14 protein-coding genes are annotated in these 17,984 nt (G+C 66.7%); 6 read left to right on the top strand and 8 right to left on the bottom strand.

The features are described 5' to 3' along the window. Positions 1–1,015: 1,015 nt before the first annotated feature. Positions 1,016–1,762, top strand: a complete 747-nt coding sequence (locus tag N4261_RS13185; RefSeq protein WP_261755764.1) for an SGNH/GDSL hydrolase family protein — start codon at positions 1,016–1,018, stop codon at positions 1,760–1,762. A gap of 161 nt (positions 1,763–1,923) precedes the next feature. Here N4261_RS13185 and msrA read toward each other — a convergent pair whose 3' ends face one another. The 3 genes from msrA to epsC form a co-directional block, all read right to left on the bottom strand. Beyond that, on the bottom strand, positions 1,924–2,430 hold the full coding sequence (gene msrA, locus N4261_RS13190) for a peptide-methionine (S)-S-oxide reductase MsrA (RefSeq protein WP_261755765.1): 507 nt from the start codon (positions 2,428–2,430) through the stop codon (positions 1,924–1,926). Position 2,431: 1 nt separating this feature from the next. Next, positions 2,432–2,878, bottom strand: a complete 447-nt coding sequence (gene msrB, locus N4261_RS13195) for a peptide-methionine (R)-S-oxide reductase MsrB (protein WP_261755766.1) — start codon at positions 2,876–2,878, stop codon at positions 2,432–2,434. 181 nt (positions 2,879–3,059) lie between these two features. Then, on the bottom strand, positions 3,060–3,989 hold the full coding sequence (gene epsC, locus N4261_RS13200) for a serine O-acetyltransferase EpsC (protein WP_261755767.1): 930 nt from the start codon (positions 3,987–3,989) through the stop codon (positions 3,060–3,062). A gap of 440 nt (positions 3,990–4,429) precedes the next feature. Between epsC and N4261_RS13205 the strand changes: the two genes are divergently transcribed. Beyond that, the gene (locus tag N4261_RS13205; protein ID WP_261755768.1) at positions 4,430–6,415 is read left to right on the top strand and encodes a methyl-accepting chemotaxis protein; all 1,986 of its coding nucleotides are present in this window, start codon (positions 4,430–4,432) and stop codon (positions 6,413–6,415) included. A gap of 118 nt (positions 6,416–6,533) precedes the next feature. Here the strand turns inward: N4261_RS13205 and N4261_RS13210 are convergent, their stop codons facing one another. Then, a complete protein-coding gene (locus N4261_RS13210) occupies positions 6,534–9,494 on the bottom strand; it encodes a sensor histidine kinase (protein ID WP_261755769.1) in 2,961 nt (986 codons plus the stop codon). 202 nt (positions 9,495–9,696) lie between these two features. On the opposite strand from N4261_RS13210, the gene N4261_RS13215 reads away from it, so the two are divergent. Beyond that, on the top strand, positions 9,697–9,972 hold the full coding sequence (locus N4261_RS13215) for a metal/formaldehyde-sensitive transcriptional repressor (RefSeq protein ID WP_261755770.1): 276 nt from the start codon (positions 9,697–9,699) through the stop codon (positions 9,970–9,972). A 160-nt stretch (positions 9,973–10,132) separates the two neighbouring features. Then, complete coding sequence (locus tag N4261_RS13220; protein ID WP_261755771.1) at positions 10,133–11,242, top strand: S-(hydroxymethyl)glutathione dehydrogenase/class III alcohol dehydrogenase; 1,110 nt, start codon at positions 10,133–10,135, stop codon at positions 11,240–11,242. 110 nt (positions 11,243–11,352) lie between these two features. Here N4261_RS13220 and N4261_RS13225 read toward each other — a convergent pair whose 3' ends face one another. Then, positions 11,353–11,877: a hypothetical protein gene (locus tag N4261_RS13225; RefSeq protein WP_261755772.1), complete on the bottom strand. Its 525-nt coding sequence runs from the start codon at positions 11,875–11,877 to the stop codon at positions 11,353–11,355. Between the two features lie 302 nt (positions 11,878–12,179). Between N4261_RS13225 and trhA the strand changes: the two genes are divergently transcribed. After that, complete coding sequence (trhA, locus tag N4261_RS13230) at positions 12,180–12,935, top strand: PAQR family membrane homeostasis protein TrhA (RefSeq protein ID WP_261755773.1); 756 nt, start codon at positions 12,180–12,182, stop codon at positions 12,933–12,935. A 24-nt stretch (positions 12,936–12,959) separates the two neighbouring features. On the opposite strand, the gene N4261_RS13235 is transcribed toward trhA, so the two are convergent. The 3 genes from N4261_RS13235 to N4261_RS13245 are packed head-to-tail and all read right to left on the bottom strand — an operon-like array spanning position 12,960 to position 15,382. Then, on the bottom strand, positions 12,960–13,997 hold the full coding sequence (locus N4261_RS13235; protein ID WP_261755774.1) for a lipase family protein: 1,038 nt from the start codon (positions 13,995–13,997) through the stop codon (positions 12,960–12,962). Positions 13,998–14,039: 42 nt separating this feature from the next. Beyond that, a complete protein-coding gene (locus N4261_RS13240) occupies positions 14,040–14,840 on the bottom strand; it encodes a glycosyl hydrolase family 18 protein (RefSeq protein WP_261755775.1) in 801 nt (266 codons plus the stop codon). A 2-nt stretch (positions 14,841–14,842) separates the two neighbouring features. After that, a complete protein-coding gene (locus tag N4261_RS13245; RefSeq protein ID WP_261755776.1) occupies positions 14,843–15,382 on the bottom strand; it encodes a hypothetical protein in 540 nt (179 codons plus the stop codon). A 404-nt stretch (positions 15,383–15,786) separates the two neighbouring features. Here N4261_RS13245 and N4261_RS13250 point away from each other — a divergent pair, with 404 nt between their 5' ends. Then, positions 15,787–17,982 (top strand): hypothetical protein, encoded by a 2,196-nt coding sequence (locus tag N4261_RS13250; RefSeq protein ID WP_261755777.1) that lies wholly within the window; start codon positions 15,787–15,789, stop codon positions 17,980–17,982. Positions 17,983–17,984: the final 2 nt, after the last annotated feature.

The following is a 17,984-nucleotide window of genomic DNA, read 5'->3' on the forward strand; positions in this document are numbered from 1 at the left end:
TCGTGTGACGTGAATGGGCTTGCGGTGCGCGCGCCTGCATGGCCGGAACCGCGCTGCATGCGCCAAAGCAGTGGTGAACGGTGGTCGAGTCGAGCGTGGTCCGACTCGGCGGGCGACGCCGTGTGGGCGCCGTGATGGCGAGACGGGGGTCAGGCGTCGCTGGGCACGTCGCTTCATCCGCAGGCCATCACACGGGGAGGCGACGGTCGACATGACGCGATGACAGGCGCTGGACGGCGCAGGAAGGGCGCCCTCGCGGGCTGAGGTCGTGGCGGATCCTGACTGCGCTGCTGGGCACAGGACTTACGTCCGCTTGCAGGCGGCTGAGGCGAGGGCGCGCCTCGCGTGTCGCCACTGTGGGCGACAACGCCACACCGTCACGGCGCGCCTGGTCCGCATGGCGCCGCGGTGATGCGTTCCGCTTGTTCGGCAGTGGTGGCTGATCGGTCAGGTGCCGGTCGTCGGTACGAACGCCTGAATCACCTGATGGAGACTGCCATCGGCGGCATGAACTCAGGGAGAGGCCCCGCACATCGGGTGTGGAACTGTAGAGCTCGGTGGCTGCCACCGCGCCCGCAGCCAATTGGTGGCGCGCCCTTTAGAGATTGCGGCGCGCGACCCATCTGAAAGCCTGGACGCTGTTGCTCAACCACTGGCCGTATCGGCAATCTGGAAGGGGAAATTCAGTTGCATGCCTATCGCGCTTTGGCCTGCGGACGCTAAGCTCGCCTGAGCTCGTCTGGTCCTGCGGAGGTGCTACTTGGGTCCTCCCACCCATGCGACATCGACGCGCTGTGCGCGGCGCGGCGCGGTAGACCGACTCGCCGCATCACATCGCCAACAATGCTGAGGAAAGTCCCGCGGAAGCAAGGTCGGAAAACATCCGCGTGTCGCTGACTGGATTGGGACGAGTCGTTCCTGGAGGGCAGCAGCGGGTGCCGGCCAGGAACGCCGCCTGCCAGCGCCCAAGGTCAGGCGGCGCGCGGTGCGACGCCGTTCCACTGGAGGCCTGCTCATGGCGCCCACCAAATCCCTGCTGATGGCGGCATCGGCACTCGCGCTGCTCACGATGACAGGCTGCGCCGCCTGGCGCGTGGCGCAATCCGCTGAATTGGCGCGTCAGAGCGAACCGCTGCAGGTTCGGCCGCCCGCGCCCGTGCTGCGCCTGCTGGTGGTGGGCGACAGCACCGCCGTCGGCACCGGCGCCAGCACGCCGCAGGCCAGCCTGGCGGGGCTGCTGGCGGCGCGGTTTCCGGGCCTGATGATCGAGAACCGGGCGAAAGACGGTGCCACCTTTGCCGACGTGGCCCGCCAACTGGCCGCGCCGGCACCGCAGGGCACATCGTTCGACATGGTGCTGGTGAACGCCGGTGGCAACGATGTGATCCGCCTGCGCAACCTGGACACGGTGGCGCAGGACATCGATCGCGTGGCCCAGTTGGCTCGACAGACCGCGCCCTTCGTGGTGCTCATGCCCGCGGGGAATGTGGGCAATGCGCCGTTCTTCTTTCCGCCGGTGTCGTGGTGGATGACGCAGCGCGCGCGCCGCCTGCATGCCGCCGTCGCTGCCAGCGCCGAACGCCATGGCGCGGTGTACGTCCGGCTGTTCGAGGAACGCGACAACGACCCCTTCGCCCAGCAGCGCGCGCTGAACGCCAGCGACGGCTTGCACCCCAGCGACGCCGGCTACCGCGTCTGGCTGCAACAACTCATGCAGCAGGCGGGCCTGGCGCAGCGCCTCACGGCCGCCGCACCCGGTTGACTCACCAGGGTCGCGCTGAGGCAGTGATCGCCCGTCCGGGCTCGGGCTGCAAGCGCCTCAGCGGACCTTGACGCGATCACCCGGCGGCTCGGCCGCCGCCGGACGGGATCGCCTGGCCCGAACGGTGGCCCGCCTTTCAGCCCGCGGCCCAAGGCCAGGTGTCAGGCTGCGGTGCGACGCGGCAAGACCCAGTCGGGTCGCGCGAAGTGGCAGGTGTACCCGCCAGGGTGTCGCTCCAGGTAATCCTGGTGTTCGGGTTCGGCCTCCCAGAAGGCGCCAACCGGCTCGACTTCGGTGACCACCTTGCCCGGCCACAGCCCCGAGGCCTCCACGTCCTTGATCGTGTCGATCGCTTCAAGCCGCTGGGCTTCGGACGCAAAGTAGATCGCCGACCGGTAGGAAAGACCGCGGTCGTTGCCCTGCCGGTTCGGCGTGGTCGGGTCATGGATCTGGAAGAAGAACTCCAGCAAGCGCCGATAGCTCATCACCGCCGGATCGAACAGGATCTCGATCCCTTCGGCATGGGTGCCGTGGTTCCGATAAGTCGCATTCGGCACATCGCCGCCGGTGTAGCCCACCCGCGTCGACACCACGCCGGGCATCTTCCGGATCAGGTCCTGCATGCCCCAGAAGCAGCCCCCAGCGAGAACGGCACGTTCGGTGGTCATCTCAACGCTCCTCAACCTGGCTCAGGAAGTCGCCATAGCCCTCGGCCTGCATGTCGTCGCGATGCACGAAACGCAGCGAGGCCGAATTGATGCAGTAGCGCAGCCCACCGCGGTCGCGCGGGCCGTCGGGGAAGACATGCCCAAGGTGGCTGTCGCCGTGGGCCGAGCGCACCTCGGTGCGCACCATGCCGTGGCTGACATCGCGCAGCTCGTTCACATGCGCCGGCACGATCGGTTTGGTGAAGCTCGGCCAGCCGCAGCCCGACTCGAACTTGTCCGACGACGCAAACAGCGGCTCACCGGACACGATGTCCACATAGATGCCGGGCTCATGGTTGTGCAGGTACTCGCCGGTTCCGGGGCGCTCGGTGCCACTGCGCTGGGTGACCTCGTACTGCTCGGGCGTCAGCGCGGCGATCGCTTCAGGGGATTTGGTGTAGCGGTTCATGGTTTGCAGTTCCTTGGGTCAGGCAGGTTCAAGTGGGTCCGACAGGATGGAAATTCAACAGCCCCCTTCGTCGACATTGGTGATCCGCGATGAGGGGCGCGCGTGAGATGGCCGGGGCGGGCAGGGTGAACGTCCATGACGACACCTGGGGCGCTCGCGGCATCCGCCCCCGGCGTAACGCTCACACCTCGCCGGGCGCCTGGCTCTGCGAATTGGCCTGGCTGATGTGGCTGCCTGGCGGGATGCTGCGGGTCAGCCAGACGTTGCCGCCGATGACCGAGCCCCGGCCCAGCGTGATGCGGCCAAGAATGGTGGCGCCGGCGTAGATCACCACATCGTCCTCCACCACCGGATGCCGGGGCGCGCCCTTGCGGATCTGGCCCTGTTCGTCGGTGGGGAAACTGCGGGCGCCCAGCGTCACCGCCTGGTAGATGCGCACCCGCTGGCCGATGACCGCGGTCTCGCCGATCACCACGCCGGTGCCGTGGTCGATGAACAGGCCCGCACCAATCTGTGCGCCGGGATGGATGTCGATGCCGGTGCGGCTGTGCGCCAGTTCCGCCACGATGCGCGCCAGCATCGGCACCCCCAGCGCGTAAAGCCGGTGGGCCAGCCGGTGGTGGATCATGGCCGCGATGCCGGGATAGCACAGCAGCACTTCGTCGACGCTGCGGGCTGCCGGGTCGCCATCGAACGAGGCCAGCACGTCCGCATCCAGCAGGCGACGAACATCCGGCAGCGCCAGGGCAAAGGCGGCGGTGATCTCATCGGCGCGCTCGGCAAGACCTGGCACGGCGGGATCGGCACCGGCGCTCGAGCCCAGTTCCAGCAGGATCTGCTGGCGCAGCGCCTGCAGCTGGGTGTCCAGCGTGTGGCCGATGTAGTAGTCCTCCGCCTCCGGCCGCAGGGACGGCGGCCCGAGCCGCAGCGGGAAGAGCGCACCACGCAGGCCCTGGATGATCTCGTCCAGCGCCTCGGGCGAAGGCAGCTCGCGCCCGCGCGGCTCATGCTGACGATGGCGCTCCCGCCAGTCCTGACGCGCCGCCCGCAGCCCGGCGACCACCTCATCCAGCGGCCATTGGGCGCCGGGTCGTTGGGAGGCGCCGCTCATGCGCGCCGTCCCGGGCCGACATCGCGGCAGGCCGATGCCCTGGCAGGCACACCCGCGCCGTCGCAGCGCGTGGCATCCAAGGGCAGTGGACGCCAGATCGTGGCGGTGGCGGTCGCGGCGGTGTTGGGGTCGGGCACAGGGCTCGAACGGTGGAAGGCTTCAAACATGCGCCGCATTGTTGCGCGGCCCCATCGGCTCGACAAACGAGGCTTCGCAAACCGGGGCCCCGACTGAGGGCAATCTCCAGCGTCCTGCGCGTGATCACAAAGCGCCGGGATTAGTCCTTGATCCGCGTCAAGGAAGTCGAAAAAGCGCAATTTGCGTCGACTAAGCCGGCGCTTGCGGTGATTCATGCGTCCAACGCCTGCGGCGGCGCTGCGGGGATCGGACACTTTCGCCCGTTCCTCACCCGTTCCTCACCTGTTCCAGAGTCATCGGATATGTCTGTCGGTTTGATTGCCACGCCCCCCTCCAGCGCCCTCCCGTCGTCGGTTCACCGCGGCCCCCAGTTCAATCCCAACCGCTTCTGGTCGCCCGGCGTGCAGCTGTTCCGCCAGTTGCAGTTTGGCTGGAAGGCGGCACTTATCAGCCTGGCCTTTCTCGTGCCGATCATCGTCCTGGCCGTGGCCTATGACGCCACCAGCCGCGCCACGCTGGCGCAGACCCGCAGCGAGCTGCACGGGGTCGACGGGCTGGAGGCGCTGGAGCCGTGGATGGTGGAGGTGCAGAAGCAGCGGCGGCTGGTGATGTCGGGCATGGCGCCGGAGGTGGACATGGCGGCGGTCGACCGATCCCGCGCCCGCTTCCAGGCAGTGGCCGCCGCCATGCCGACCGCGATCGATCTGCGTCGGGCCCTGGCAACGGCGGCCTCGGCCCAGCAGGCGCTGGTGCAGGGTGGCTTGACCGCCGCCTCGCCGCAATTCGAGCAGCGCATGCAGCAGTATGTGAAGGCTCTCGGCGACCTGCGCACCGAGCTGCTGGATGAATCCGCACTGACGCTGGATCCGGATCAGGACAGCTACTACCTGATGACGGTCTCGGGCGAGCTGAGCTCCGACATCATCGAGTCGGTGTCCCGCAGCCGCGCCATGGCGGGTGCCCTGCAGCGCGAGGATAGGCCCTCGGTGGCCGAGATCCGACGCCTCTACGGCACCTGGTTCCAGGGGCAGGACCGCATCGCCGATCTGATGAAGGCAGCCGACCGGGCCGGCCAGTTCAATCCACGGGTGAAGGCGAGCCTGGACCCAGTCAAGGCCACCCAGGCCGCCGAGGCCTTCTTCGCTGCGGCGGCCTCGGCCTGGTTTGACGACGGTTTTCGGGCCGATGTCGAACGGCTGAACCCGGTGGGCCAGACCGCGGTCAATGAGCTGCGCGCGTTGGTGGTCCGCAGCACCACGCTACTGCGCGGCTTGCTGCAGCAGCGGCTGGAGGCGACGGAGCGGGCCCGTCGCCTGGTCGGCGGACTCGGCGCGGCCTGCCTGCTGGTGGCCGGCTATCTGTTCTATGCGTTCTACCTGTCGATGGCCGGCGGCCTGGGCGAGGTGGGGCGCCACCTGGACGCGATGACGCGCGGCGACCTGACCCGGCGTGCCGCGCCGCAAGGTCGGGACGAGACCGCCCGTCTGATGGCGCTGCTGGCCCAGATGCAGGACGGCCTGCGCGGGATGGTGATGCAGGTCCGCCAGACCTCGCACGGCATCGTCACCGCCAGCAGCCAGATCGCGGCGGGCTCCAGCGACTTGTCAGCCCGCACCGAGCAGACGGCGGCCAGCCTGGAGGAGTCCGCGTCGGCGATGGAGCAGATCGGTGCGACGGTGCGCCAAACGGCGGCCAACACCGAGGAAGCCACCCAGATGGCCGCGCGCAATGCCGCATTGGCTACCCGCGGCGGCACGGTGATGGCCGACATGGTCGGCACCATGCAGGCGATCCAGGAATCCTCCCACCGCATCGCCGACATCATCGGCGTGATCGATGCCATCGCTTTCCAGACCAACATCCTGGCGCTCAATGCCGCCGTCGAAGCGGCTCGCGCCGGCGAGCAGGGCCGCGGATTCGCGGTGGTGGCCAGCGAGGTGCGTGCCCTGGCCAAGCGCACCACCGACGCGGCGCGCGAGATCAAGGCGCTGATCGGCACCAGCGTGGCCCGTGTGGAGCGCGGCACCACGGTGGCGCAGGACGCCGGGACGGCCATTCAGGAGATCGTCGGCGGCGCCGGACGCATCCAGGCGCTGCTCACCGAGATTGCCTCCGGCTCCCGCGAGCAGACCGACGGCATCGGCCATGTCAGCGGTGCGGTGCAGCAACTGGACCAGTCCACGCAGCAGAATGCGGCCATGGTGGAACAGACCGCCGCCGCCGCGGCCTCGCTGCTGGAGCAGGCCAATGGCCTGGTGGCCGAGGTGGGTCGGTTTCGCCTGCCGTGAGGTGCGGCGAAGTCCGGGGGGGCCGTGAGGTGCCGTGAGGTGCCGTGGGGTGCCGTGAGATCGGTTGAGTGGCAGAGGGCTGCGGTGGTGTGGCTCAGCCGACGCCGGCGCCGACCGCTCAGCTCACATCGCGCGCATAGGCCACGCGCGCCTTGATCCGCACCCAGACGCGGGTCCCGGCGTGCCCGTTCGCGTCCCCGTTGGCCTCCACACCGAACTGCGCGTCGATCCGCTTGGCTCGCTCGCGCATGCCCAGCATGCCGAAGTGGCCGGCGGCGCCGGCGCGTGCGGCCGTGTCCTGCGGCATGCCCACGCCGTTGTCGCGGATGCCGATCTCGAGCCACTGGCGGCCGTAGTCGATCTGCACGGTCACCTCGCTGGCATGGGCGTGGCGGGCGGCATTGAACAGCGCCTCGCCGACGATGCACAGGATCTCGTCGAACACATTCGATCGCAGGCCGCGGCGCTCGCCGGTGCTGGACACGCTGAACTGGGTGCCGGCCGCGAACGGCTGTTCGGCGATCAGGCGGCGCACTTCGTTTTCCAGGTCCACCGCGCCCACCCGGCGCAGTCCCTGCAGCCGGTCGCGCCCCTCCACCAGCACGGCTTCGGCGCGGTCCAGGGCCTGATTCAAGGCCTGTTGCATCGAGGGATCGCCATTCAGTCGGCCGGTCACCGCATGGAAGCGAAGAATCAGGGCCTGCACGCTTTGAAGCAGGGTGTCGTGAATGTCCCGTGCAATGCGCTCGCGCTCCTGCAGACGTTCCTCACTGCGCTCGCGGATGCGGGCCAGAATCTGCCGCAGCCGGGCCAGGTACAGCCCATACAAGGCCAGCAGCGTCAGCGCCGCGACCCCCAGCTTGAAAATTCCGGACTGGGTGAACGTGGCCGGAATCGTCAAGGTCACCTCGGCCGGATGGTCGGCCCACTCGCCGTCGTTGTTGCAGGCCAGCACCTCGAAGCGATAGGTGCCCGGACCCAGATCGGACAGCAGCGCCGTGCGTTGGCGGCTCGGCGCACTCCAGGCCGCGTCGCTCTCGCCCACCAGTCGATGGCGGAACTGCACCCGCCCCGGCACGGTCAGGCTGAGCGCGGTGAACACCATGCGCACCGTGGTTGTGCCGGCCGGCAGCGTGACCCGGGAGGCGGCCGCGAAGGTCTGGTCACCGACCTGGATCGAACGAATGAGCACGGGCGGCTTCAGCCGATTGGGCGAGAGCGAGGCCGGATCAACCCGCATCACATTGCGGCGGGTGAGAAACCACACCCGCCCATCGCCGCCCACGGCGACCTGCGCGCCGGGTGCCTTCTGGACGAAGCTGTTCAGCCCATCCTGAAAATCGTAGATCCGATGCGGCAGCGGCGTACCGGGCCGGCGCAGGGCGTCCGCCAGATCGCTGGAGCGCAGCTGGACGATGCCGGCATCGCCGATCGCCCAGGTCTGCCCATCCGGGGTCTGGGCCAAGCCGTTGAGCGAGACCGCCCAGGGATGGTCGTCCTGGGACAGCAAGCTGCCCGATGAGCCCTCGGCCTGCGCCATTCCACGGCTGCCGCTGGCCAGCACGCCGGCTTCGCTGGGCAGCAGGCCTTCGATGCCGCCGACCAACGGGTTGGCGGCATTCAGTGCCAGGAACGGCAACAGGCCCTGGGGAGGCGGGCCGCGGAACAGCACCACCGCTCGGCCCTCGCGGTCCAGGGCGGCGTTGGCGGGCAACGAGGGCGAGGGTTCCGGCTCGGGCCATCGCTGCCAGACGCCATCGCGCCACCAGTGCAGACCGCGCTCCAGGCCCGGCATCCACAGCCGGCCGCTGCCATCCTCGGCGCAACCATAGGCGGTGGCACCGGCAGGTTTGACATGGCGGGTCACGACGCCGGCATCCACCCGCAGCACCCGATCGCCAAGAAACAGCCACACGCCATGCTCGCCCGCCGCGCACAGGGCCTCGGCCGGCGTGTCGCTGGTCAGCACCCGCCGGGGTTTTTGGCCGGGCACCATCGCATACAGCGCGTGGGCGTCGGCCACATAGACCGTGCCGTCGCGCGTGGCGGCCATGCGGTAGCTGGTGGGGGAGTTGGCGGGCAGGTCCGGTTCCACGATGACGCTGGCCGGTCTCAACAGGTCCAGCCCCAGTTCGGTGCCCACCCAGAGGTTGCCTTCGCGGTCCTGGAACAGGGCGCGCGTCTGGTCGGAGGTCAGTCCGGCGGTGGCGTTGAGCGAAGCGACGCGGCGTCCATCGTCGATCTTGGCCGACGACGCGCCCGGGTCCGGCGCCCGGATGCGCAGCACGCCGCTGTTCCAGGTGGTGGTCCACAGGTCGCCATGGCGATCGAACAGCTGCCGGGTACCGCCGACCGGGTTGGGATGGGCGAAAAAGCTGGCGGGCCGGGCGGCGGCATGAAGGGGGCGGGTGCCCTTGGCGTCCGAAATCCAGAGCTGGCCCCGGGCATCCTCCGACAGGCTGGCGCGCGGCGTGACCGTGATCGGAAAGCGGCTGAAGCGCGTCTCGCCGGGCCGGCGAAAGGCCAGTGTGGTCGACTGGACCACCCACATCGTGCCGTCACGGGCGAAGTGCAGGTGCCACACCGGTTGCGCGGTCAGACCACTCTCGGGGCCGAGCTCTTGCCAGCGCTCGTCATGGAAGCGGGCCAGCAGGCGATCGCTGCGTCCGCCGCGCGCAACCCAGAGGCCGCCCTCCGGATCCTCGGCCAGGTCGTTGACCTCCCGCGACGGATGCGGCATTTGCGCGTCCTGCAGTTGCCCGTCGCGGAACCGCGCCAGGCCACGGCCGCGTCCCAGGCCCACCCAGAGATCGCCCGATCTGGCGGCAAGCAGGCTGGAGACCACCAGACGCTGAGGCTGGCTGGCGGCCAGCTTCACAGGTTCGAAGGTGACGCCGTCAAACCGGAACAGGCCTTCGACGCTGCCGATCCACAGGAAGCCGTCGCCGGTCTGGGTGATGGCATTGATGCGGCTGGGCGCGCCGGATTCGATGGTCCAGGCGTCGTGCTTGAACTCCACCAGCGAGACAGGCAGCGAGGCGGCCAGCGCGAACACCGGCGCCGCCATCCATGCGATCAAGGTGTGTTGGAGCCGGCGCCACCACGGGCGGGTCGACGCAAGGCGCGGGCTTGGAAAGGAAAGAGGGCGGGTGAGAAGCATCGTCTTGGCGCTGCTCCGCTCACGGGCCTGGGAGTGCGGATGCGCGCGGATGATAACTGCGGGCGGATCGGATCAAGCCCGTCCGTTTGCATATACCCCCCGGGGGTATATACTGCCCCGCATGCCACACTCACCGCAAGACAAGAAGAAGGCGCTGCTTCGGGTGCGCCGCATTCTGGGTCAGACCGAAGCCCTGGAGCGGGCGCTGGAAGCCGGCGCCGATTGCGCGCCGGTGCTGGTGCAACTGGCGGCCATCCGGGGCGCGGTGAATGGGCTGATGTCGGAGATTCTGGAATCGCATATCCGAGAGGAACTCGGCGCCTTGCCGGAGGCCGATGACCGGCACACCCGGCTGGCGCAGGACATGACCGCGCTGGTGCGCACCTATCTCAAATGACGTTCAACGCCTCCAGACGGCGTCGCTGACGCCGGCCCCGGCCCCTTGTCAGCGCAGGGCCTCGCTCGCTATCGTCAGCATGCCGATGGCTTCTGCCGCCCGCGCTGCCGCTGCTCTTTCAACCTGTTCCGAACTTTCACCTCATTCAAAAGGCTCTCCCATGAAGTCACGTGCCGCCGTTGCCTTTGAAGCAGGCCAGCCCCTGCAAATCGTCGAGATCGATGTCGCACCGCCCCGCAAGGGCGAGGTGCTGGTGCGCATCACCCACACCGGTGTCTGCCACACCGATGCCTTCACGCTCAGCGGTGAGGACCCCGAAGGCCTGTTCCCGGTGGTGCTCGGTCACGAGGGCGCCGGCATCGTGGTGGAAGTGGGCGAGGGCGTGACCAGCGTGAAGCCGGGCGACCACGTCATTCCGCTCTACACCGCCGAGTGCGGCGAGTGCCTGTTCTGCAAGTCCGGCAAGACCAACCTGTGCGTGGCGGTGCGGGCCACCCAGGGCAAGGGCGTGATGCCGGACGGCACCTCGCGCTTTTCCTACAACGGTCAGCCGCTCTATCACTACATGGGCTGCTCCACCTTCAGCGAATACACCGTGGTGGCCGAGGTGTCGCTGGCCAAGATCCATCCGGATGCCAATCCGGAGCAGGTCTGCCTGCTGGGCTGCGGCGTCACGACCGGACTGGGCGCGGTGAAGAACACCGCCAAGGTGCAGCCGGGCGATTCCGTCGCCGTGTTCGGCCTGGGCGGCATCGGCCTGGCCGTCATCCAGGGTGCGAAGCTGGCGAAGGCCGGCCGCATCATCGCCGTCGACACCAACCCCGGCAAGTTCGAACTGGCCAAGATCTTTGGTGCGACCGATTGCGTGAATCCGAAGGACCATGAGAAGCCGATCCAGCAAGTGATCGTGGAGATGACCGGCTGGGGGGTGGACCACTCCTTCGAATGCATCGGCAATGTGAATGTGATGCGTGCGGCGCTGGAGAGTGCGCACCGCGGCTGGGGTCAGTCGGTGGTGATCGGCGTGGCCGGCGCGGGGCAGGAGATCTCGACCCGCCCGTTCCAGCTCGTCACCGGCCGCACCTGGAAGGGCACGGCGTTCGGCGGCGTCAAGGGCCGTTCGGAGTTGCCGGGCATGGTGGAAGAAGCGATGCGCGGCGACATCCAGCTCGCGCCGTTCGTGACCCACACCATGCCGCTGACCGGCATCAACGAGGCCTTCGACCTGATGCATGAAGGCAAGTCGATCCGGTCGGTGGTCGGGTACTGATCTCGGCGCCGCCGGTCCCTGAATGACGGCGCTGGGAGGGCTCTACTTCCAGCGCCGGAGTCGAACGCTGCGCCGTGATTCGGCTGCAGTGCCGACTCAGCCCTCAGCCCTCAGCCCTCGCGCTTGGCCAACTCGTACTTGCTGCGAAGCCGCTTCTCGGCGCTGCCCGAGACTTCGTACTTGGTGAGCCGCCAGCTCCTTGGGGTCACTTCCCATGCGTATTGGTCCGTTTGGCCGTCCTCGGCCTTTTCGAAATCCAACGCTGTGCCGCCGTCCTGGGCGGGTCGAGCACTGATCTTGTACTCGACCCGGTTGGGTTTGCTGATGCCTGTGTTCCAGATCATTTGATGGCCGGCCAGGTCGAACTTCATCCGCTCGTATGAATAGACCGTCTTGCCTGGTCCGTCATCAAACACGTAGTACAGGGCCAGCTCATCCGGCGCGGCCAGCGACGCCGTCATCACGGTCTTGAGGGTGACCATCCGGTCCGGCTTCTGGTAGTCACGGTAAGTCAGCGTTCCGGCCCAGTGGCCCAGGGCTGATTCGAGAAACGCCAGCGGCTTGGGGTCATACAGTGCGCTGGCGGGGCGAGCGGCGAAGAGGCCCAGCGTCAGAAGAAGGAGGCGTCGTTGCATGCGTGTCACCTGTCCGGTTCTCTACCGAAACGATCTGTCGGACAGCACCGCATGCCGCGCAAGAACCGCCGCGACCAGGCACGCCCCCGTCTGCGTGCCCGCTTTGCGCCGCTGAGGCCGTTTTCTACCGCCAACGGATGGGCAGCGAGGGCCGTGTGTCGGGCAGTCCGGGCACGGGGGCATGTTGCCAACATTCAGGGCGCCTCCCACCCAGAGCAACCCTATGTCAGCCACCCCGTTGTCACATCACCGGGTTAGGCTGACCGCTTCCTCATTGCGGGGCACCAGGCGGTGTCATCGGCATGCATCGTGGAGAGCGGTTGAATGCGGCGACCCATCTGTTGGGGCTGTTGCTGGCGATTCCGGCGGGCATTTGGCTGCTGCTGCAGACCTGGCCGACCGGCAGCCCGCTGAAACGGATGGTGGCGCTGGTCTTCGTCCTCTCGGTGGTGGGCCTTTATGCGGCCTCCACCATGTGCCACAGCACCCGAGGCCCGCGGCAGGCCTGGTGGGCGCGGCTGGACCATGCCGGCATCTTTGTGCTGATTGCCGGCACCGTCACGCCGTTCGCCCTGTTGACGGTGGGCGGCGGTTTCGGCTGGTGCGTGACCATTGCCGCCTGGGGCATGGCCTTCCTGGGCGTGCGGCAGATGCTTCGCGCCTCGGAAGGCGAGCCGCCGTTGAAGCTCTACCTCGGCTTTGGATGGTGCGCGGCGATCGCCGCCATCCCCGCCATGTGGAGTTTGCCGTGGCAGGGCGCGCTGCTGCTCGGCGCCGGGATCCTCATCTATACCGCCGGCACCTTCTTCTATCTCAACCGACCGGGCTACCGGCATGGGCATGGCGTGTGGCACTTGTTCGTGCTGGCGGGCACGATGAGCCACTTCTGGGCGGTCGCCGGTTATGCGGTGTGCGTGGAGCAGGGCGCCGAGGTGGCGGCGCAGCGAGCGCCGGTGGTGGGGGCGGTGTCGCGTCCGGCGACGAACACCGCGCTGAAGGTCGCTCGCTCAGCGGAGGGCCACCCTGCGACCCTCTTTGGAAAGGGCCATGCCCGCTGATGCTCGCGACGCACGCGATCCAGATCACGTCGCGTAGACAACCGGACAGTCCGGTCGAGGCCCCTCCAGCGCCGCAGGGTGATCCCGCGGCACCACCACGCTGCCGAACAACAGACTGAAGGGCAGCGCGGGAGCCCCCAGCAAGGCCAGGTAAGTGTCCGGGAGATGCTGATGCAGGTTCTCGAAGACGTAGGCAATGAGCTCGCACGGAATGCTGACCGGACGGACCTGTCCTTCCAGCGGTACCGCTTCGCCCACTGCGGCATAGCCATAGTTTCCTAACGCCAGTCGGGCGGCGGTCGCCATCAGCAGGGCGGCAACCACCATGCCGCCCTGGGGGTGGGGCTGATAGAAATCATGGGTCGCCCAGACCTGGTCCCAGCCGTAGGCGACCGAGTCGAGCGTATTGAATACGCGCCGCACCCGGCCCTCGAAGGGCGTTCCGGGCCCCAGCAGCGCCGCGAATGCCTGATTGCCGGGCGTCATGCCTGCAAAGCTGACACTGGACACCGCAAGCCCAGGAATGGCTTGAGACAGCTGCAGCGCCAGCACCGGCGCCAGGGTGCCTCCCAGGCTGTGACCGGTGACGGTGAGTGGCGGCGCCGTCGACGATGCGGTGCCGGCCGTTGGATGACTCGGCTCGCTCATGCGCCGGGCCGCCTCCAGCAGGGAACACCCGTCCGTGTCCTTCAGCGCCAGCAGCCCCGCCAGGCCCTGGGCCGTGCCCGCCGAGATGCGGGCGCCCGGCGCCCCGGGCCAGTCCACCATCGTGCCGAAGGGGGAATCCTGCTGGCCGTCCGCCCAGTAGGCGGCGCAGAACGGATTCGGATAGGTGCCGCGGATGGCCAGCACGCTGTCGCCGCTGCGCCGGTTCCGGGCCATGAAGGCGAAGTTGACCGGCGGCGACGGGGGATCGGGCAGCCAGGCGACTTCCCAGTCGGCCGCCGTTGGCGTGGCTTCGGCGATATAGCCGGCAATCTTGGCGGGGTCGCCGTAGGCGATGCCCGCCAGCGTCATCAGCACTGCATCCGGTGTGGGCTGCGTGTCCATCGAGGGATTCATGACGGATCTCCTTGCGCGCCGCCTGGCAGCGGCGCGCGCCAGTCAAGGGAGGTTGGCGTGGATGGTGCGCGTCCACGCCCCATCCGGCTCACCGGTCACACGCTGAAGATCCTGGCTGAGGTTCCACAGCATCATGCCGCGCTTGGTTCCGGCCGGCGGGCTCCATGCCGACAGGGCCGCCGTGTCCGCCAGCGACGTCCCTTGGGTGATCGATCCCACCTTGTCGGACTTCACCCCGATCGAGATCTTGGACGCCGGGATCACCGTGCTGTACTGCTCCACCAGCGTCTTCATCTGATCCAGGTGGCTGAAGTACGACATGGTGTTGATGCCATCCAGGCAGGGTGCGAGGGTCTTGATCACGGCGCTGTCACGGTCGAACAGGTAGGTGTCCATCGTGAGCAGCGCCTGCGGCATTGCCTTTCGCATGCCTTGGACCGTCTTGCAGAAGGCATCGCCGGGAAACGAGTCCAGGTCCTCGTTGTCGATGTCGAAGCCGTCCAGATCCCAGCGCTCTGCCAGATCCGCGCACCAGGCACCGAACGCATCAGGATCGGTGATGCCGGTGTTCCAGCCCACCGCCGGCGATGGGGTGCCGATGATGGAGAGCATGATCTTCAACGTCGGCGAGGACTGCCTCAGAGCCGCGATCCCTGCCCGAATCGAGTCCCCGCTGTTGGCCTTCTGCAGGAACTCCTGACACGTCGTGTTGCCGGGGAACAGGTTGGCGAACGCCAGCACGAGCACGTCGATGTAGGGCGGCGTCTGCGGCAGCGTCGGTCCTTCACCCGGCCCGGAAGGCTCATAGCCGAGCCAGAAGGCGGTGTAGGTCTGATCGGCCATGATCAGATCGCCGTCCCGCCGCTGGCCGTCGGCACGGCATACACCACGGCATCGATGGGCGCCTTGGTGATGTCCGGTCCGCTGTAGTAGACCAGGCGCTGGGTCGGGGTGGCGATCAGCGAGCCGGTGGATGTGCTGGAAAGCTGGACCATTCCCCGCCATCCGGTCCCGTTCTGGGGTTGCGCTGCGTCGGCCGACGACAGCTGCGGCAAGCATTGCACGCCGTAGATCAAGGTCTGTCCGACGCCGATCTTCTGATTCAGAAAGCCGCGACCGGTGGACGCAAAGAAGTTGTCGTAGAAGTTGACATTGCCGCTGGCGTCGATCACCTGCGCCTGCAAAGCCTTCTGACCCGCGCCCTGGTTGAAGTCGGTGGTCTCCTGGTAGGTCAGGTTGAAGTTGACCGACTGCGGGCCGCCGGGCGGCAGTGACACCTGTACCCAGAGTCCCTGAATGGCAAACGGGTTGACGGCGCCGGGGGGCAGCACACCGCTTGGAACCAGGAACTCTGCCAGGACCTCGAAGGAGGAAAGAACAGCCATGATGGAACTCCCTGTGATGCCACCCGGGTGGGTGATGAAGCCGGATTGAAGGACGCGTCGAGGCCGGGCATCGCTGGAAGGATTTCCGGAATCGACACCTCAGTCTGGATCCGGTCTCCGGCGGGAGGACATCAGCAGTTTGCCGATTCCAAGGGGCCAAACGGCGGAGATGCCGAACGCCTTTCCGGCTGACGCAAAGATCGACGGCGAATCGCAAACCTGCCGCATCTGCGACCGCGAGTCGATCCGCCGTGGCTGATGTCTGCGCGCACTTGGCTAGGCATTTCCGACGGCGGGTTTCCGTGAATGGCCAATTGGCATGGGAGTGACGTCGCCGTCAGGATCTTGGTATGCACCAGGGCCAGCCTGTGCGCATCCCAACTTGTCCGCCTTTCGGAGTGGCCATGCCGCCAGCACACCCGCGCCAATCGTCCATCCACGCCGCGCCCGAAGCGTCGCCATCACATACGCCTTCGGCGCTGCATGTTCGAGCCGACGCTCGCCAGGCTTCGCCAGGGTTGGTACTGCAGCAATATGCTGCGCTGGACCGAATGGTGGGCGGCAGCCGTACCCTGACCGATCAGCGACGGATGATCGAGCAGATCCACAGCAGCCCACGGCAACTCAAGGGTTGGGCCACAGCGCAACATGGCGCTGCAATGTCCACGAGCGTTGCGCAGCTTGCGGCGCCGGTTCCTGTCAGCGCGGAAAAGACAGGCTTTCAAGATCGGTATCGAGATCCCACCAGCGAGGTTGAGTTCATCAAGCTGTCTGACAAACGCTTCCTGCTCAACGGCCAGATCATCGAATGGAAAGACCCTGACTATGTCCGCCGCGATGGGGCCAAGGCCGACCTGCGCGCCTTGAGCGAAACGCCCGAGCAAGACGCCGACGTGCTCGATATCAGCCAAGGTGAATCAGCCTACCTGCCTTCTGATGCCTCGGCGATCAAGAAGATTCGCACCACCAACGCTAGTCCGTGCGTGATTCTCAGCATTCATGACACAAAGACGAGGGCGACGATGATGGCCCACATTCATCGAAAGAACCGCGTTGCGGTTCTAATCGAAGACGCCGTGCAGAAATTCACCGAAGAGAACGTGAACCTGTCCGTCTCCATCGTCACCTTGGCGTACAGCGACGACGACCCCGAACGACAGAAGGAGGAACGCGCTGTCCAGGATGAGCTGATCAAGACCATCAAGAGCAGTGTGGCGTCGGAGCTCTGCATAGGCGAGTCCGAGATCGCCATCGTGGCGGACCAGGAGAACGCCATGATCAACGCGGAGGACGGAAGCCTGACGCATCCGGAGAACGCATCCGTCTCGGCAAGTCGGGGCCAGTTGGGGGCGTGGCGCGCAATGACGACCGAAGAAGGTTGGGACGGTGCTGCGGCAGTGGACGGGACCAAGGGCTTCAAGACGAGAACCGCCAACGTCATGCCGGAAGACGCGGCTGCCTTGCAACGGGCGACATCCTCAACCGCTTCCGCCAGTTCTTTCTCCTCATCCACCACGGCGCAGCGAAAGGTGATCGTGAACGGTGAAGAGAGAGCGGTCGCCCCCCTCGTGGAAAACGACGAATGGATGCGAAAGAAGGTCTCAGATTCCGTCGAGAGGACTTTCCTCGACGAGGAAGAATTGGAAGACTACAAGGCCAACAGAAGCAGGCATATCGGCACCTTGCGCGACGCGCCAGTCGGCAACGAGGTTTGGGTCCGCTTCAATCCGTCGAAGAAGTACGTGATGGGCGAGTCGCATACGAAATTGGTTCTCAGCCACGTCACCAAGGCGGTCAAGACCACCAACTTTCAGCACGAACGGTTTTCAAAGCTCGGGACCATTCGCCAGCAGGGGTACACCCATCTGGCCGAAGGAACAGAGGCGATGAACAAACCCCGTTACGAGCTTTACGGCGTTGACATGGCACGCGACCAACAGATTGACCGTTACGCGCTGGAATCTCCGATGCCAAAGATCGCCTTCTGCCTCGAGGGAATCGAAGAAGAGCTGACATCGCCCGACGCGGAGAAAGGTAGCTACTTCAAGGGCGTCTACCCGCAATACCTGCAACTCTCTTTCAGCTTGGTGAAGGATCTGTCGATTCTGCTGAGCGATCAGCGTCTGATCGATCGGTCTCCCCTCAAGACTGTGCTTTCCTATATCAAATCCAGTGAGCTCGATTTTGAAGAGGTGCAGAGGTTCGCCCAATACCTGATCCAGTCGCCCGTCGACAAAAAGCCCGGCCAACGGAGTCTGGATAACTTCCTCCTCTACTGCAGGATGTTCATCTTCGACACGTTGAGAGAAGGAAACAAGTCGGCGGACAGGACGCGCGACCCGACCTCCGAACTGGTTAAACGCAAGCGACGGGACGGCGACGACCTGACCAACCCGATTCTTCCCGGCGAGGAATCCACCAAGGACGCGTTGTCATACATCCGGGATGAGGAAATGATGAATCACATCAGGAGTGATGTGCAGTTTGTGGGAATGGGTGACGCACACGCCCGCCGACTGGCGCCTCGACTGATCAGCAGAGGTTTCACAGTCATCCACGTGCCCAAGGAGGACTTCAACGGGACCACCAAGACCTTCTAGCC

This window comes from Roseateles amylovorans (assembly GCF_025398155.2).
Taxonomy (GTDB): domain Bacteria; phylum Pseudomonadota; class Gammaproteobacteria; order Burkholderiales; family Burkholderiaceae_C; genus Roseateles; species Roseateles amylovorans.